Annotated in this window: 17 protein-coding genes; 4 read left to right on the top strand and 13 right to left on the bottom strand. The window is 33.4% G+C overall.

Going from position 1 to position 17,526, the window contains the following annotated elements; translation table 11 throughout:
• Entirely contained in the window at positions 1-387 is a 387-nt protein-coding gene (locus LJE08_RS01895) for a (deoxy)nucleoside triphosphate pyrophosphohydrolase (RefSeq protein ID WP_227402270.1), read from the top strand.
• 509 nt (positions 388-896) lie between these two features.
• Here LJE08_RS01895 and LJE08_RS01890 read toward each other — a convergent pair.
• The 7 genes from LJE08_RS01890 to LJE08_RS01860 all read right to left on the bottom strand — a co-directional run bounded on the left by LJE08_RS01890 (position 897) and on the right by LJE08_RS01860 (position 8,072).
• The gene (locus LJE08_RS01890; protein ID WP_117924699.1) at positions 897-1,208 is read right to left on the bottom strand and encodes a type II toxin-antitoxin system RelE/ParE family toxin; all 312 of its coding nucleotides are present in this window, start codon (positions 1,206-1,208) and stop codon (positions 897-899) included.
• Positions 1,198-1,452 (bottom strand): type II toxin-antitoxin system Phd/YefM family antitoxin, encoded by a 255-nt coding sequence (locus LJE08_RS01885; RefSeq protein WP_117924702.1) that lies wholly within the window; start codon positions 1,450-1,452, stop codon positions 1,198-1,200. Before LJE08_RS01885 ends, LJE08_RS01890 begins: the two co-directional genes overlap by 11 nt.
• 351 nt (positions 1,453-1,803) lie before the next feature.
• A complete protein-coding gene (locus tag LJE08_RS01880) occupies positions 1,804-1,959 on the bottom strand; it encodes a hypothetical protein (protein WP_181979323.1) in 156 nt (51 codons plus the stop codon).
• Between the two features lie 79 nt (positions 1,960-2,038).
• Entirely contained in the window at positions 2,039-4,747 is a 2,709-nt protein-coding gene (locus LJE08_RS01875) for a heavy metal translocating P-type ATPase (protein WP_227402269.1), read from the bottom strand.
• Between the two features lie 9 nt (positions 4,748-4,756).
• Positions 4,757-5,050 carry a metal-sensing transcriptional repressor gene (locus tag LJE08_RS01870; RefSeq protein ID WP_118114599.1) on the bottom strand — a complete coding sequence of 98 codons (294 nt, stop codon included), beginning with the start codon at positions 5,048-5,050 and terminating at the stop codon, positions 4,757-4,759.
• 462 nt (positions 5,051-5,512) lie between these two features.
• Positions 5,513-6,226, bottom strand: a complete 714-nt coding sequence (locus tag LJE08_RS01865; protein ID WP_117924710.1) for a response regulator — start codon at positions 6,224-6,226, stop codon at positions 5,513-5,515.
• The gene (locus tag LJE08_RS01860; protein WP_227402268.1) at positions 6,219-8,072 is read right to left on the bottom strand and encodes a DUF4118 domain-containing protein; all 1,854 of its coding nucleotides are present in this window, start codon (positions 8,070-8,072) and stop codon (positions 6,219-6,221) included. Before LJE08_RS01860 ends, LJE08_RS01865 begins: the two co-directional genes overlap by 8 nt.
• A 131-nt stretch (positions 8,073-8,203) precedes the next feature.
• Between LJE08_RS01860 and LJE08_RS01855 the strand changes: the two genes are divergently transcribed.
• Positions 8,204-9,541 (top strand): TrkH family potassium uptake protein, encoded by a 1,338-nt coding sequence (locus LJE08_RS01855; protein ID WP_117924714.1) that lies wholly within the window; start codon positions 8,204-8,206, stop codon positions 9,539-9,541.
• A 12-nt stretch (positions 9,542-9,553) separates the two neighbouring features.
• Positions 9,554-10,201, top strand: coding sequence for a TrkA family potassium uptake protein (locus LJE08_RS01850; RefSeq protein WP_227402267.1), 648 nt, complete (start codon positions 9,554-9,556; stop codon positions 10,199-10,201).
• A 295-nt stretch (positions 10,202-10,496) separates the two neighbouring features.
• Here the strand turns inward: LJE08_RS01850 and LJE08_RS15230 are convergent, their stop codons facing one another.
• The 6 genes from LJE08_RS15230 to LJE08_RS01820 all read right to left on the bottom strand — a co-directional run bounded on the left by LJE08_RS15230 (position 10,497) and on the right by LJE08_RS01820 (position 15,244).
• On the bottom strand, positions 10,497-10,994 hold the full coding sequence (locus LJE08_RS15230) for an IS3 family transposase (protein WP_227402315.1): 498 nt from the start codon (positions 10,992-10,994) through the stop codon (positions 10,497-10,499).
• Positions 10,995-11,070: 76 nt separating this feature from the next.
• Entirely contained in the window at positions 11,071-11,367 is a 297-nt protein-coding gene (locus LJE08_RS01840) for a transposase (RefSeq protein WP_227402266.1), read from the bottom strand.
• Positions 11,368-11,903: 536 nt separating this feature from the next.
• Entirely contained in the window at positions 11,904-13,334 is a 1,431-nt protein-coding gene (locus tag LJE08_RS01835; protein ID WP_227402265.1) for a glycoside hydrolase family 1 protein, read from the bottom strand.
• A 1-nt stretch (position 13,335) separates the two neighbouring features.
• A complete protein-coding gene (locus LJE08_RS01830) occupies positions 13,336-13,674 on the bottom strand; it encodes a PTS lactose/cellobiose transporter subunit IIA (RefSeq protein ID WP_227402264.1) in 339 nt (112 codons plus the stop codon).
• Between the two features lie 11 nt (positions 13,675-13,685).
• On the bottom strand, positions 13,686-14,909 hold the full coding sequence (locus tag LJE08_RS01825; RefSeq protein WP_227402263.1) for a PTS sugar transporter subunit IIC: 1,224 nt from the start codon (positions 14,907-14,909) through the stop codon (positions 13,686-13,688).
• A 20-nt stretch (positions 14,910-14,929) separates the two neighbouring features.
• Positions 14,930-15,244 carry a PTS sugar transporter subunit IIB gene (locus LJE08_RS01820; protein WP_227402262.1) on the bottom strand — a complete coding sequence of 105 codons (315 nt, stop codon included), beginning with the start codon at positions 15,242-15,244 and terminating at the stop codon, positions 14,930-14,932.
• Positions 15,245-15,451: 207 nt separating this feature from the next.
• Here LJE08_RS01820 and LJE08_RS01815 point away from each other — a divergent pair, with 207 nt between their 5' ends.
• A complete protein-coding gene (locus LJE08_RS01815; RefSeq protein WP_227402261.1) occupies positions 15,452-17,389 on the top strand; it encodes a transcription antiterminator in 1,938 nt (645 codons plus the stop codon).
• Positions 17,390-17,526: the final 137 nt, after the last annotated feature.

Genomic DNA, 17,526 nt, shown 5'->3' with positions numbered 1-17,526 from the left:
TTGAAAACAATACACGTAGTAGCCGCCATTATTAAAGATGGAAATAAAATATTCGCCACCCAAAGAGGCTATGGCGAATTCAAAGACGGATGGGAATTTCCTGGAGGAAAAGTTGAACCGGATGAAACAAGTAGACAAGCCATTGTTCGTGAAATCAAAGAAGAATTAGATACAACCATTCAAGTCGAAGAATACTTTGATACAGTCGAATATGACTATCCAGACTTCCACCTATCCATGGAATGTTTCATTTGTACGATCCTTGAAGGAAATTTAACTCTATTAGAACACGAATCCGCAAAATGGCTTACTAAAGACACATTATACTTAGTAGATTGGCTACCTGCAGATTTAGGACTAATTGCTAAATTAAAAGAAATATTATAATCCCATGCAACATTTTAAAACACCTAAAAACGAGCATTTCACCTTTATATAAAGAACAAATACTCGTTTTTTCTTTTGCCAAACTGTCAAATAATCAACAAATTTTCAGGAATTAATAATGTTTTCACATTGGATCTTTATAATAAAAATTGGCTACTGGATGTGGTTGGTGGTTGCCTCTTGTTAAGGAGTTTTGAAGCCTTGAATCTTGAATTCCAGGTAAGTAGATCCTTCTATTTTTTTGCAGGAGGAAAGCTTATGTATATATATCTACATATTGATGTTGCTATGTGCTTATTTGCCGTAGTAGAAATACTAAAAGTAACATTGATGATTATAGAAAAATGCAAAAAGCACTAATCACCACTCGCAATGGAAAAAGATTAGTGCTTCAGCATTAACTTTATTTCAGAGTAACCACTACTTTTCCAGTAATCGTTCTCTATATGTATTATACAAAGAAACCGAATGTATTTCCACAAGAAAAATTCTAAATCTAAAACAATGATTTATATAATTTTCTCCTGATTTTCTAATGAATGACGTATCGACAGAACATTTATGGTTTTATTATTTTCATCTACATAATAATATAGTAAATAATTTTTGATTACCATCTTTCGGACCTCATGGAATCCTAAAAATCTATTTTTAATCATTGGATTTGATTCAGGAAAATCACACACCAAAGCAAGCCTCTCAATCAATAAAATATAGAAGCTTTTTGCAGCGTGTAAATTGCATAAATGATTAGTCAAATAATCTAATATATTATCTAAATCTATTTGCGCTTCATCCGTAAAGAAATACTTATAAGCCATACTTATCTTTCATTTCTTCCATTACTTTTATACCATCTTTTAATTTACCAGAATACATCTGTTGCAATCCTTCATACACAGCTTTTGCTTCCTCTAATTCCTCAAAAATACTTCTATAATAGTCAATATCCATTACCACAAGACGTCCATATCCATTTTTTGTAACAAACACCTTTCCACTATCTTTACACAATTCCTCAATACGTACTGTATTTTTTAAATCTCTCATTGGTACGATTTCCATAAAAGTTCCTCCTTGTGGCTATATTATATACCTTTTATGGTCACGCATCAATAATTTGAAACTTTTTCAACAATATTACGACTCTGAAATGCAAAAAGCACTAATCACCAGTGACAATGGAAAAAGATTAGTGCTTCAGCATTAACTTTATTTCAGAGTAACCACTACTTTTCCAGTAGTCGTTCTCTATATGTATTATACAAAGAAACCGAATGTATTTCCACAAGAAAAGCTAAAAATCCCATACAACATTTTATTTATGTTAAAAGCATCTATTTACACTTTACTTAAAGTAAATATTGAGCTTTTCATATCATTCAACTGTCGAAAAAAAAGAATAATTCAAACGAACTATCCTTTCTTTTGTTGAATCCAATATACACTTTCTGCAACACGAACTTTCAAACCATCCATTATCATTTCTTTTTGTTGAAAGTTTGCCAAAACATTCAAGCGATTCCAGAAAGTTCTTTCGCAAGTGGATTTCCCATCAATAAAACATTCCATTTTGCGTCTCCCTCGACGTTTATCATAGAATATTCTGAATACGCTTACAAGTCTTGACTTTTTTTATTTTTATGATTCTTTATTTTACAGAAATGACTGTATATCCTGCATTTGTCACGGCATCACTCAACATCTGATCTGTGATATTCTCTGTGCAATTTAATGTAGCTGTTTTTTCATCTAAACTAACCACTACATCACTTACACCTTCCACTTTACTTAATGCATCCTTTACGTGTGCCACACAATGCATGCACATCATACCATCTACTGTTACTACTTTTTTCATTTTCTTTTCCTCCTTATATTCAACGGGAATATAACCCGCATCTTCAACCGCTTGTTTTAAAGCCACCTTATTTACTTGTTGCACATAGTCAATATCGGCCTTACCTAAATTATAATCCACACGAACTTCTTTTACATTTGGAACCTTCTTTAAAGCATCCTCTACTAACCATGCACAATGTCCACAGGACATACCATCAATATGCATTGTGTATGTTTTGACTTCTTCCATTTCAACTCTAGGTTTAAAATAACGAAGTCGTAAAGCGTTTGTGACAACACAAACACTACTCAAAGACATACATGCCGAACCAATCATTGGTGATAATCGAAGTCCAAATGCTGGATACAATAAACCTGTCGCAACTGGGATTCCTAAAATGTTATAGAAGAAAGCCCAAAATAGATTCATCTTAATATTTTTAATAACGTCACTTGATAAATCAATTGCCGTCACTACATCCAATAAAGAGCTTTTCATCAAAATCACATCCGCACTATCTAAGGCAATATCGGTTCCAGCACCAATCGCAACCCCAATATCTGCACGCATTAATGCAGGCGCATCATTGATACCATCACCCACCATCATAACCTTCTTACCTTGTTCTTGAAGCTTACGAATTACACTCTCCTTATCTTGTGGCAACACATCACTAATCACTTCATCCACACTTAAAGATTTACCAATCGCATTCGCTGTTTTTTGATTGTCTCCAGTCAACATAACCACACGCATATTCTTCTTTTTAAATTGTTCTAATGCAACCTGACTCGTACTACGAATGGTATCCGCCACACTAATTAAACCGATCACATTTTGATCTTCCAAAAAAATCAATGGAGTTTGACCTAAACTTGCATAAGCATCTAAGTCTGATAAAACATTTTGATTTATTTGAATATTTTTCTCTTCTAATAACCTTTTATTTCCTGCCAAATACACATGTCCATTTAGCTTAGCCTGAATACCACGACCCGAAATGTTTGTGAATTGTTCAGGTTGTTGAAGCTTTATATTTTTATCTTCCGCATACTCCACAATAGCCTGTCCCAAAGGATGCAAAGAACCACTCTCTAAGCTTGCCGCCATTGAAATAAAGTCATTCATACTAATATTTGTATATACCTTAACACCTTGAACACTTGGCTTTCCTGAAGTAATCGTACCCGTCTTATCCAATACAATCGTATCAATCGAATGTAGCTGTTCTAATATGGCAGCCGATTTAATTAAAATCCCATTTTCCGCTGCCTTACCCGTACCTACCATAATCGCAACTGGCGTAGCTAAACCTAAGGCACAAGGACAAGAAATCACGAGTACACTAATCGCATTGGATAACGCAAATTGAATCGTTTGACCACTGATCAACCATGCGACAAATGTAATCAATGCGATTAAAATCACAACAGGAACAAATACACCACTAACTTTATCTGCCAAACGAGCAATAGGGGCCTTTGAGTTACCAGCATCATCGACTAGCTGAATGATCTTAGCCAAAGTTGTATCTTCACCTACTTTTTCAGCCTCAAACTGAAAAGTACCATTCTCATTCATAGTAGCTGAAATGACTGAATCCCCTACATTCTTTTCTACCGGAAGACTCTCACCCGTAATCGCCGACTGATCCACATAACCTGCACCCGAAATAACTTTACCATCTACTGGAATTCTTTGTCCTGGACGAATCACAACTATATCATGAATTCGAATGCTTTCACTCGACACAACAATTTCTTTACCATCCCTTAAGATCGTCGCATTTTTTGGTGCTAAGTCTACCAACTTATCTAAGGCATCACTCGTTTTTGCCTTGGATCTAGACTCCAAATACTTTCCAACACTAACCAAAGTCACAATGGTTGCGGCCGACTCAAAGTATAAAGAGTGCATTGCCATATGGGCCATTTCCATATTCTGCACACCAAAATAATAGGCCATCTGATAAACACCGATCAAGCCATACACAAAGCTTGCACCTGAACCCATCGCAACTAAAGAATCCATATTGGCCGACTTTTTCATTAAAGCTTTAAATCCCGTAATAAAGAAATGTCTTTGAATAAACAATATAAATAGACATAAAATCAGCTGTGTTAAGGCTGAAACCATCATCCATTCCATACCCTCTAAAATAGGAAGGCCTACCATAGGACCCATCGCAATTAGAAGTAAAGGAACCAATAAAACTAAACTTAAAATCAATCTTTGTTTAGCACTTCTTTGATCCGATTCCACTCGATTCTGACGATTCTGCCATACTTTACGAACCTCTGTCTTTTGACCATACACACTAGCTCCATAGCCAATCTGTTTTACAGCTTCACAAATCGTTTGTTCATTCACCTTATCTTGATCAAATTCAACCTTCATTGAATTCGATAATAAAGAGACATCACAATGACTCACACCATCTAACTTACTCACAACACGAGTTACATTAGCCTGACAAGCCGCACATGTCATGCCTGTCACATCAAACTTTTCTTCCATTAAAACCACCTACTTTAACTTCTTTACTAAATCCATAACCTCACTCATGATTTCTGTATTTCCATTTTGCACATCCTCAACAACACACGTATTTAAGTGTTCCTGCAAAACAATGTATCCAAACGCCTGTAAAGCACTCTCTACTGCCGCTACCTGCACTAAGATGTCGCCACAATACCGATTCTCCTTCAACATATTCTCAATTCCATTCAATTGTCCTACCATACGATGAAGACGATTCGTCAATTGTTTGATTTCTTTCTCATCTCTAGGCTTATGCTTTTTATGACAACACTCACTCATTGATCTCACCTCGATATAATGATATACCCCCTATAGGTATATTTCAAGTGATATGATTTGTGGCATAATAAAAGAAAGGAAAAACTCTATGAAATATAATTATTACGTGTACCTGCCAAGAATTGGAACCATTCTTGTCATGTTTTTAACGTGCAGTGCACTCTTCTCAAAAGAAATCTTTTTTAATATCATATACCTTGTTTTTGTCGTGCTCTTTAGCCAAATTCTATTTATATATGAAAAAAGACTATTAAAAAACAATGAACCACAATACGAAAAAATCAGTTTTCGCGATTCATTGTTGATGTATCCCATTCTATTAAATATTGAACTATTCCTATTTGCGATTGTCAGCCTATTTAGTATATTGATCCTTCTATGCATCAATAAAACCATTATGGCACTCATCACAATTGGAGTTATCACAATTATTATTTCACTCTATTTCAATATGCGAAGACACTAGTCTTCCTTTTTTTCTGTCTGATTCAACATACGATATCCAACACCCACATGCGTCTGAATATACTTCGGATTTGAAGTATCCGGCTCAATCTTTTTACGCAAAGTAGCCATAAACACTCTTAGACTTGGCGTTTCTGTACCTTGAACACTTCCCCATACTTCTTGCATGATATAATTATGTGTTAAAACCTTATCGGTATTTTTAGCTAAAACACACAATAATTTATATTCAATCGGAGTTAAATGGATTTCATGCCCATTCTCATATACACAACCCTGCGCATAATTGATTGTCAAATCTCCATTTTCATATACACTCTCATTTACACTTATGGTCTGACTATTATTTAATCTTCGAATCGTTACACGAAGTCTAGCCAACAATTCATCCACTGAAAATGGTTTTGTCAAATAGTCATCGGCCCCTAAATCTAAAGCTTTTACCTTATCTTGATCTTCACTTCTTGATGAAACCACAATAATTGGAATATTTGACCAAGAACGAACCTTCTTTATAACATCCAAACCATCCATATCTGGCAATCCTAAATCTAGAAGCATAATGTCCGGATTATAAGAAAGCACATTCATGATTCCTTGCTTCGCTGTTTTTGCCAGACGAAACTGATAATTTTCCATCTCTAGAGTTGTCGTAATCAAATTCCCAACCGCAATATCATCTTCAATTACTAAGATTTGAACTTTATTCATACAACTTTACCTCCACTGCATCCAATACAAACTTAAAACAAGCTCCATGAGGCGTTACATTCTCAACCCAAATCGTACCACCATGCGATTGAATAATAGATTTACACAAAGATAGACCTAGACCCATGCCACGTCTTGTATCTCCACCTCGGTTATTTTCCGTATAGAACATCTCAAACAATTGTTCAGGATGTAATACACCATTTCCATCATCTTGAACTTCTATTAAAATTTTATCCTCAACCCGCCTAGCATTCAAAGAAATATTTGAATTTTCAGGCGTATATTTGATCGCATTATTTATTAAATTCACTAAAACCTGAATAATCAAGCGTGCATCCATATTAGCCATCAATAAATCATCCTCTAAATGCATAGAAATATTATGTTTGCGTTTATTACGACCCAAATGATGAATAGCCTCTCTAAAAATATCCTCAATCATTTCTGGTTGTAAATTCAACTGCATCGTACCATTTTCAATTCTCGTTATAAACAATAAGTTTTCCACCAAATCATACAACCACATCGCATCATTATAAATATCTTGATACAATTCCTTCTTCTTTTCTTGTGAAAACGCATTCTCGTTTTCCAATAATAAGCCGGCATTGCCTGAAATACTAGTCAGTGGCGTTCTTAAATCATGCGAAATCATACGTAATAAATCGGCTCGCAACGCCTCTTGTTTGGCTTGTTGCTCAATCTTTAGATTTTTTAAACGAATCATTTCCTTCTCTAAAGCCATACCACACTCGTCCAATATCGCAAGCCACAAATTTTTTTCAAAAGAATCTATCTTATCTTTTAATACAATTCCAACCACACCTAATACTTCGTGCGTTCCATTAATAGGCAAATATAAACACATCGAATCCGAATGATAACTCGTTGTCTTTCCAGCCTCATGCCTATTTTTATAAACCCAAGCCACAATATCCGTTTCTACAGGACACTGTCCTAATAGAATAGGCTCATCATTATGTGGATACAACACTAAATCCGTATCCAATAATTTATGCAGCTGTTTTAACATCGAAGCATAGATCGCATTCATATCATTCGCCTTTTGAAGCATCTGGCTCATCTCCAATAAGACTTGCGTACGATACACTTGTTTGGCATTTTCGAAAGATTGTTTCTTTAATCTTGTCATTAACGAACTAGATGACATGGCCACCACAAACATAACAATATATGTCGTAATATAGCTTGGATCACTCAACAAAGAAAAGTAGGGGTATGTAAAGAAAAAGTTAAAGCATAACACTGAAAATAAAGACGCCAATAAACTATAGATATATCCACTTGTCCAAATGGATACAAATACAATGCCCAAGATATAGATCATAATAGGCGTTGTAATCAAGAATTGAAAATGCATAAATCCCTTTCCAATAAGCGTACAAAGAAGAAGAATCCCCATCATTTTTAATGTATCTTTCAATGAAAAGCTCAAAAGATTAAAACTAAAATGAAACATGCGACGATAATCCTGCGGATAATTCACAGAATATACATCAATATTTTTTAACTTAAACAATGCTTGTTTCGCCAAATTTTTTTCTAAAACAACACAATCTACCTGAGAAACACCCACATATTCCACAAGCTGAGGCAATACATCCTGTCCATAAAGAATCGTTACTTTTGCCCCTTTACTCTCCGCATACTTAATATTTTCACGTAAACAACTCTTTGATGCCGCACTTATCCCCTCATATTTTGGAGTTTGCACAAAAATAGCACTCAATACTGCATGATTGCTTTTCGCAATTTGAGCTCCCTTATCAATAACTCTAGAATTATATTTAGAAGCCGATAAACATATTAATACATTCGCCATAAAGCTAGTATAACACAAGCCCACAAAGAATCATTCATCTTAACATTGTCTTAACATAATGTTAGAATACTTTATAGAATCTTAATACAGACTAGTGTAGAATGTTTTAAGATATTAGGATAGGTGGTTTTATGTTTAAAAAACGTATGAAACGCATTACCCCAGGACAAATGATTATCCTCAGTTTTGCGACTATGATATTTATCGGTGCCTGCCTGCTTATGCTTCCATTTTCCACAAACGATGGTAAGGGCGCACCCTTTTTAGATGCATTATTCACTTCAACCAGTGCCTCCTGCGTAACCGGACTGATTATGCATGACACAGCACAATATTGGTCCCCCTTTGGACAACTCATTATCTTGATTCTGATTCAAATTGGAGGTATGGGCGTCATTACGATGGCCATTCTACTCTTTGTTCTTGGAGGCAAGAAAATTGGTTTTAAACAAAGATATTTTATGCAACAATCTATTTCTGCCCCAAAACTAGGAGGTATTATCCGAAACACAAAATGGATTATAAAAGCTACAATATGTGTCGAAGCACTAGGTGCCATCTTATTAGGCATACGCTTCTTACCGCGTTTTGGACTTGTCAAAGGCCTATGGTATTCCATATTCCATTCCATCTCAGCCTTTTGTAACGCAGGTTTTGATCTAATGGGCACAAACCAAGCTTACTCATCTTTAACAGGATATGCCGGCGATATTTTAGTATCCAACGTCATTGCAGCACTAATCGTACTTGGTGGTTTAGGCTTCTTTGTCTGGAAAGATGTTGTTGAATACAAACATCATTTACATAAATATTCACTACAATCCAAAGTTGTATTATTTACTACTGCAACATTGTTGATCATCAGTACACTCTATTTCTTTATCAATGACTTTAGCCATTGGAATATGCGTCTAGCCGATCAAATCAACGTTTCCATTTTCCAAGCCGTATCCCCAAGAACAGCCGGATTTAATACGATTGATTTAAACAAAATGAATCAAAGCAGCATTTTCTTTATGACACTATTAATGTTGATAGGAGGAAGTCCACAAGGTACGGCCGGAGGATTTAAAACAACAACACTAGCCGTATTAATTCTAAGTATTCGTGCTGTATTCAATCATAAACAAAACCCACAATGTTTTGGAAGACGCATTTCCATGGACACATTAAACAATGCGACCGCCCTATTTATGTTGTTTATGGTATTATTCTTTACAGGAACATTCCTTATTTCAGCCTTCGATCAATTACCCATTCTTGACGCCCTATTTGAAGCGGCCTCTGCCATTGGTACCGTCGGATTGACATTAGGAATCACACCTACATTATCAAGTGCATCACATTGTATTTTAATTTTCTTGATGTTCTTTGGAAGAATTGGAGGCTTAACTTTACTTTTAGCCATTTCGAAACATCAAGTTGTCGCAAACACAAATTTACCACAAGAAAATATCACAATTGGATAACAGGAGGAACATATGAAATCAGCATTAATTATTGGTATGGGACGTTTTGGTCGTCACATGGCACAAAAACTATATGATTTAGGACATGACGTTTTGGCCATTGATAAAAATGAAGAAAAAATCAACAAAGTCCTTTCTTATGTCACAAACGCTCAAATCGGAGATTCTACCGACGAAAGCTTTATTGACTCACTAGGCGTATCGAACTTTGATCTTTGCGTTGTAGCCATTGGAGATGACTTTCAAAGCTCACTCGAGACAACAGCCCTATTAAAAGATTATGGATCAAAACTTGTTGTCGCAAGAGCCGTGCGCGATGTACACGCTAAATTCTTATTGCGCAATGGAGCCGATGAAGTTGTATATCCTGAAAAACAAATTGGTAACTGGGCCGCCGTACGTTTTTCAAGCGAAAACATCTTTGACTACGTACAACTTACTCCAGAATATTCCATTTATGAAATTGCCGTACCAACCGCTTGGATTGGAAAAACCATGTTAGAACTCGATATTCGTAGAAAATACCATATCAACATTCTAGCTACAAAATTCAATGGAATTCTAGACCCACTTCCTAGTGCTGAACATACTTTCCAAGAATCCGAAAACATTCTTATTCTTGCGCAAAATTCGGACGTACAAAAATTCCTTCGTTTTTAATGAAATCTTAACATGATTCCTCATTCTTTTACACCATTTAAACATTTAAAATTCTACAATAAAGGTGTAAGAAAGAGGCGATTATTTATGTTAGGAATTTTATCAATAGGATCCGTAATCTACATTTCTTTCTTAGTCCCACGACTTTTAAATCACATCTTAAATATCACTCACCATTAATGTATACCGCGAGCATATCAATTATCCCCATTTTTAAGTTATAAATATACTTAAGAAAGGGGATTTTATTATTATGAAAACATGGAAACTAGTCAGTGGAATCATTTCCATTGTATTAAGTGTATTTGGCGTATTCCAAAGTATGATGGCAGGTTATCATTTGGATCACAATCGGATGATCAGTTTCACGTCTTTCTTTAGTTTTTATTAAGCATTCTAACACCTTGTCCGCATCCATTGTTCGCGTTAATACCCATGCTATAATTTTTCTTGAAAATAAATTCATTACACTTGTTAAATATACAAATCCATCTTCTTTAGTCCATATATAAGTTATATCTGTACACCATACAGTATTTGGTTTTGTTGGATTAAAATGTCTATTTAATAGATTTTGCATCTTAGACGAATAATCTTCACTTACAGTTGTTTTTGTGTAATGTCGTACATAACGGGCTTTTATTCCCATAACATGCATTAAATTATATACATGTTTCTGACTGACGTTTTCGCCATTTTTATTTAGTAATACTGTTATTTTTGGTGATCCATATATACCATAAGATTCTTTATGTATATTCTTGATTTCTTTTTGAAGATGCTCATTTCTTATTTGTGTCTGAGCAGGTAGATTTTTATTCTTTTTATAGCTATATTGTTGATCAACCGCTTTGTAGATTTCACGCGCTTTACTTGCTCAGTATGCCAATAGCTTTTTTTATTACTTCTAACGTGTCCTTTGTGTCTTTTAGTTCCTTTTTCAATTTGGCGATTTCTTTAGCTTCATCACTTGCATAATTACCACTGCCTCTAACGATGACTTGATTATCATTGCTGCGATATTGTTTCATCCAACCACCAATTGTTGTAGGATGAACACCGAATTTATTTCCAAGCGCAGTGTATTTTTCTTCTGGATGTTCTAAAACATAATTAATAACATTTTCTTTAAATTCTTGGTCATAGGCTTTATTGTTTTTTGACATTTTTTTATACTCCTTTTTTATTATCTTGACATTGTAACATATGCACAAGAATCTACAATATCTAGGACAGTCATGTTCAATATCTCATTCTATTTTTAATGTGATTGGTTCCTTATCAAATCAAATTCGAGATGTTTTACCTGTCCTATAAATATACTAGCATCACATAATGTATGTACTCGCCCCAAGCGCCACATTCAGCCTGGAACCAAGGAAGAAATGATCATGGATTCACAAGACATTATCGAACTGATTGAATACTTCAGAAATTTTCAAAACAATGAAATGAAATTTGAAATTGAAGAGCTACGAGGATACACTGACATAAGATTCGAAGAATTATATGTCAAGTTAACTGAATACATTGATTCAAATCACACATTATAAAAGGAGCAGAGATTCAAACATCTCTGCTCCCTAGTTAATCCTTTAAACACTCATAGGTTTTTCAATCCTACAATTCTTGAAGCCAACTTTTAGTCGACCCTATCTAATTGCGGACTACCAATTAAAACTGATACCTTAATTCTTAATTGTTATTCTTCAAACAAACAAGCTCCCCTGGTTTTAATTACATTTTGATACCAATAAAAACTATCTTTTTTTATGCGTTTTAAGTCTAACAATTCTTTATCTTCTCGATTTACATAAACCATACCATAGCGCTTATTATAGCCATTACTTGTACTTAACACATCTACAAACGACCATGGCAAAAAGCCAAACACCTCTACACCTAACTCCATGGCACGATAAACTGATTTTAAGTGCGTTTTCCAATAATCAATACGATAATCATCATGAACTCGTTCATCTTCTGTAAGAACATCATGTGCTCCATAACCATTTTCAGTAATAATCATGGGAATCTCATAACGTTGATAAATGTCTCTCAATAAATATTCCATTCCAGTAGGATCGACCGTCCAATCCCAATCATTTGTTTCTGCTCTTGGATTTTTTAAATATTGATAGAAATCTGGCATTAATTCATAAGCTCCCATATCACCTTTTTTACCAGATAAGTTACTCTTTGCGTCTATGATTTCTGTAAGTGATTCATCTGGATATTTAACGCACTTACTAGCATAATAGTTAACACCTAAAAAATCTGAATAACCTTCTTTAATTACATCCATATCTCCTTCTAAAATGGTTGGAGCTATATTTTTTTCCTTCAAATATGACATGGCCCCCTTAGGATATTGACCTTTAAAATAAATATCCAAGAAAAAATGATTTTTCAAATCTTCAGCATTTAGCATCGCCAACATATTTTTAGGTGACGAATCCAGACCATAAATTGGTGAATATCCAATTGCGGCTCCTGCTTTCCCATCCTTAACTAACTCATGAACCAATTTACAAGCTTTAGCCTGTGCTAAATTCATGTGATGATTGATTTGATATTTAATTTGCGGATTTTGTAAATACTCTTCAGGAATATAATTCTTTTTTGTCCAAAACTCTACAATTATACTCTGTTCATTCACTGTAATCCAATGTTTAATTTTATCCTTGTAGCGATTAATCATAAATTTTGCATACGCTGTGAAATCATCCACACTTTGCCTATCAATCCAACCACCATATTTATCAACTAATGCCATTGGCATATCATAATGATATAAAGTAGGTAATGGCTCAATACCATTTTTTAATAATTCATCTATAAATTCATCATAAAATTGAATACCTTCTGGATTGACATTCCCGACACCATCCGGAAAAACACGAGACCACGAAAAGGAGAAGCGATGTGCAGTAAATCCACATTCCTTCATCAAAGCTATATCTTCTCTGAAACGATGATATCCATCACTTGCAACACTAGCATCACTAAAACCTGTATTATAATTATTCACATCCATCTGTGATAATTTTTTTCCATCTTCTTGTGCTGCGCCTTCATATTGATATGCGCTATGACTAGCTCCCCATAAAAAGTTATCTGGCATCACCTTCATTTTACTTTCCCTCATTATCTTTAATTTTTTGTCCAAACTCCAAAAGTACACTACCTAAAGTTTCTAACATATTTAATTCTGACATGATTGTCATTAAAGTATCTTGTGCGTGAATGAATAAAATATTAATTTCGTGATGAATACCTTTTGCTTCATCTTGAATAATTTGAGTTTGCTGTACATGAGCTTTTCTCAATAATTCTTTAGCATTTACAATTCTTTTTTTATAAGAATCTTCATCTAAATTTTTTATGTCCTCTACTGCTTTTCTAATTTCTTCGCGTGCATTTCCAGCATGCAAAATAATTTGCATAGCAGCCTGAATAATTTCATCTTCCATTGTTACTCCTCCTATTTCTCTTTTTCTACTAAGTCCTTATCATAAGATTTAAAGAATGGATACCAAACTAACGTATATACTGCCAACAATACAGCCCAAAGAACAACAGCTCGCATATCGTCTGTAGCAATTACTGAACTGATAGGCATTGGCACTTTTAGACCAGTTAATAATTTTGCCGGAACATTCACTAGACCCGCTTTCATTGTAAACCATACAATTAATGGTCCAACAATTGCATTGATCCACATAGGAACCATTAAAAATGGGTTAAATGCTACTGGCGTACCAAAAATAACCGGTTCATTTATGTTAAATAAAGATGGTACTAAACATACCTTTCCCATTGTTCTTAACTTCTTAGATTTTGCTTTTAACATTAATAAAACAAGCGGAAGTGTAGCTCCCATGCCACCTATCCATACAAATCCAATAAATATTGTTTCTTGAGTGACGATATTTGTTGGTGGTAAACCAGCGGCTACTGCTTCAATATTAGCTGTAATACCAGCAAGCATGATTGGTGTATACACTGGAGATAGTAACCAACTGCTAATTCCTAATGAATATAAAATAGCTGGTGTTAAACAAATCAATAAGAATCCTGGTAATGTCTGTCCAAATACTGTTATTGGTTCAAAAATCTTTTGTACGATTACAAAAATATCAAGATTTAGATACGTTGTACAAATCATTGTTAAAGTTAACATTGCCATTGTAGGAAAAATCTGATTTAACCAATTCACAATAAATTCAGGTAAAGATGTATTATTTTTAAATGGATCCCAGTTTGCATATAAATGCATAATAACAGTTGAAATTAATCCTGCAACAAAGGAAACTAAAATCCCTTTAGGGCCTAAACGACTAAATTCGAAAGAAATTGTTCCATCTGCGATTGTAGGTGATAACATCATCATGAAACTAGTCAATGACATAATACCACAACATAATTGATATTTCTTATGATGTAATTTATCCATTCCTTGATACCCAATCAAAAAACTTAAAATTAAAGAATACAATCCAAAACTAAAACTATAAACCGGTTGCACATCAGGTAAAACTGGTACATAAATTTTAACGATATTATATAACGAAATAACCGATCCTAATAAGATGATTGGTAGCACAAGCATGATTCCACTAGAAACCACTTGAATCCAAGCATTTTCTGCTAATTTATTCATCTTAGGAGCAAATTTTTCTTCTAAAAATTTAATTAATTTGTTCATTTTTTTCTCCTATACACTTATTATTTATTTTCTAAAATATCTATTGCAAAGTCTAATAATGCTTCTCCATCAATATTGCCATAGATTTCTTCAGGAATAACCGCCATTTTTTTTCCACAAGATTCTGCCTTATTTCTCAACTCATCAAACACATAAGACATATGCGGACCAACTAACAACAGATCCATATCATCGATATAAGAATCGACATCACTTTGACTTGCAGCTTCAATAGTGGCCATAACCTTTCTTTTCTTTGCGCTTTTACGCATTGATTGTGCTAAGAAGCCACTTGACATTCCGGCTCCACAACATAAAAAAATTTTGTAATTCATTTTTTGTCCTCCTTTTTGCAAGTTCATTATATTTACCAAATTTAATTAAATCATTTAATATCATTCACCTCAGGGTGAACTTTTTTATTTTCCTTTTTTTTTGTACATTCCAACTTACATACTATAATTAAACCATGATAATAAGAAATGCAATTCTATAATTATTTTATCATTCAATAAAAAAAGCAGAACATGGAGGACCCAGATATGACGAAGAATCAAAATAGAATTATTAAGTATTTATTAAATGTAAACTATCCCATTACCAGTTCCGAACTAGCAAATGCACTAAATATATCTACTAGATCCATTAAAAAATATATTCAAGAGATTAATTTCTTTTACCATCAAACAGTGATTTCATCATCTAATACTGGATATTCAATTCGTTCAGAATTTAAGTCTACCTTATTTATCTCTTTAAATGACGAGCAGTTTCCTCAAACTTTCGAAGAAAGATCTTTTTATATTATCAAGCAACTTGTCCTTAATAATTCTCAATTAGACTTATTTGATCTCTGTGATGTTCTTTGTATAGGTTATTCCTCAATTAAATCTATCATTTCAAAAATGAACAAAAACTTTTCTTCCTATCATGTTCAATTTATATGCAAAAACGACTACATATATATTAAAGGGAATGAATATGACATAAGAAAACTAATTAGTTACGTAATAAATGAGGAATCTAAAAATAGCTATTTAAGTTTAAATCTATTACAAAACAACTTTGAAAATATAAATCTTCCAAAATTAAAAGACACTGTTCTCAACCTATTAAGTAAATACAATTTTTATTTAAATGATTTTTCTTTAGCAAATTTATTGCTACATCTCTTGATTATTATAAATCGAGGAACACACGGACAAATTTTAATTACAGACAACCATCAAGTAAACGATTCTATTAAATCTACAAACGAGAGTGATTTTATATTTGAATTAAAGAATAAAATAGAAAAAGATTTTGACATCAAATTTAATGATTTAGAATTATACGAAATATACATGTTATTTAAATCAAACGCCAATTTATCTTTAAACAATATGAATGAAGATTTAAAAAATATTGTGAGTACCGAAATAATTTCTTTGGTGAATGAATATGTAAAAAATATTAATGAATTTTATATGATTGATCTTTCAAGCAAAGCATTCACTACACCGTTTACTCTACATTTAAAAAATCTGATTTTTCGTGTAAAATCAGGGCAAAATACAAATAATCCAATGGTGGAAACCATAAAATATAATTGTCCTATGGTATTCGATATTGCAATATACGTCACATTAGATTTAATGAATCGATTCAACATTGAAATAAGTGAGGAAGAAACAGCATTCTTAGCTTTACATATAGGAGCTGAAATTGAGCGTCAGAATATAAACAAAAACAAAATACCAGCCATTATATTTTGCCCAAATTACCACGAATTAGCCACATCTTTATTTAACACAATAGCGATGAATTTTGGCCATCAAATAAACATTTTAGGAACTTATTCAGATGAATTTGAATTTTCCCAAATTAATTCACATCCAGAGATATCTATAATTTTTACAACTATACCTATTCACATATCATTGCCAAACACTGAAATCATCATGGTATCCCCATTAAATGTAACATCGCAATTTGAAGTTATTCAAAACACAATATTAAGACAAAAAGAACAATACAAAAATATTAAATTAAAACTAAATTTCCATAATTTTTTTGAAAAAGACTTATTTGTAATCAACCCCAACCTAAAAACAAAAAAAGAACTATTATCTTATTTATGCAATACTTTAAAAAATAAAAATTATGTGGAACTAGATTTTGAAGAAAAAGTATATCAGCGAGAAAATGCCGCTACGACTGCATTCGGAAAAATCGCTATACCACACTCTTTTCAAATGAATGCAATAAAAACATGTATATCTGTTGCCATTTCGAAAAAAGGAATTCAATGGGATACACATACTGTTCACATTGTATTATTGTTGGCAATCAATAAAGCGGATAAACAAACTTTTCACGCCCTATACGAAGCGTTAATTTCCTTATTCTGCGATAATGATATGATTCAAGATATTAAAAATTGTACAGATTTTGACAGTTTTAAAAACTTAATCTATTCAAAAATTGAAGCTAAGTATTAAAAAGAAGTCATACTACGACTTCTTTTTTTATTCATATACAATTTTAAATTATTATGTGAGTACCCATCTGACAACCCCAGGCATTTTCCAAGCCTCTAGCCGTGGCATATTGGTCCATTGAATCACGAATCATCTTT

It is taken from the genome of Holdemanella sp. DFI.5.55 (assembly GCF_020593575.1).
GTDB classification, from domain to species: domain Bacteria; phylum Bacillota_I; class Bacilli_A; order Erysipelotrichales; family Erysipelotrichaceae; genus Holdemanella; species Holdemanella hominis.
The sequence above is the reverse complement of the archived record's forward strand: the minus strand, read 5'-3'. Positions and strand labels throughout refer to the sequence as shown.

Excerpts from the sequence above, each read along its gene's own strand:
- LJE08_RS01880 (WP_181979323.1), bottom strand. The coding sequence starts at position 1,959 with ATGGAATGTTTTATTGATGGGAAATCCACTTGCGAAAGAACTTTCTGG.
- LJE08_RS01820 (WP_227402262.1), bottom strand. The coding sequence starts at position 15,244 with ATGAATTACAAAATTTTTTTATGTTGTGGAGCCGGAATGTCAAGTGGC.
- LJE08_RS01870 (WP_118114599.1), bottom strand. The coding sequence starts at position 5,050 with ATGAGTGAGTGTTGTCATAAAAAGCATAAGCCTAGAGATGAGAAAGAA.
- LJE08_RS01860 (WP_227402268.1), bottom strand. The coding sequence starts at position 8,072 with ATGGCGAATGTATTAATATGTTTATCGGCTTCTAAATATAATTCTAGA.
- LJE08_RS01850 (WP_227402267.1), top strand. The coding sequence starts at position 9,554 with ATGAAATCAGCATTAATTATTGGTATGGGACGTTTTGGTCGTCACATG.
- LJE08_RS01855 (WP_117924714.1), top strand. The coding sequence starts at position 8,204 with ATGTTTAAAAAACGTATGAAACGCATTACCCCAGGACAAATGATTATC.
- LJE08_RS01825 (WP_227402263.1), bottom strand. The coding sequence starts at position 14,909 with ATGAACAAATTAATTAAATTTTTAGAAGAAAAATTTGCTCCTAAGATG.
- LJE08_RS01875 (WP_227402269.1), bottom strand. The coding sequence starts at position 4,747 with ATGGAAGAAAAGTTTGATGTGACAGGCATGACATGTGCGGCTTGTCAG.
- LJE08_RS01840 (WP_227402266.1), bottom strand. The coding sequence starts at position 11,367 with ATGTCAAAAAACAATAAAGCCTATGACCAAGAATTTAAAGAAAATGTT.
- LJE08_RS01890 (WP_117924699.1), bottom strand. The coding sequence starts at position 1,208 with ATGGCTTATAAGTATTTCTTTACGGATGAAGCGCAAATAGATTTAGAT.
- LJE08_RS01885 (WP_117924702.1), bottom strand. The coding sequence starts at position 1,452 with ATGGAAATCGTACCAATGAGAGATTTAAAAAATACAGTACGTATTGAG.
- LJE08_RS01835 (WP_227402265.1), bottom strand. The coding sequence starts at position 13,334 with ATGAAGGTGATGCCAGATAACTTTTTATGGGGAGCTAGTCATAGCGCA.
- LJE08_RS01865 (WP_117924710.1), bottom strand. The coding sequence starts at position 6,226 with ATGAATAAAGTTCAAATCTTAGTAATTGAAGATGATATTGCGGTTGGG.
- LJE08_RS01830 (WP_227402264.1), bottom strand. The coding sequence starts at position 13,674 with ATGGAAGATGAAATTATTCAGGCTGCTATGCAAATTATTTTGCATGCT.
- LJE08_RS01815 (WP_227402261.1), top strand. The coding sequence starts at position 15,452 with ATGACGAAGAATCAAAATAGAATTATTAAGTATTTATTAAATGTAAAC.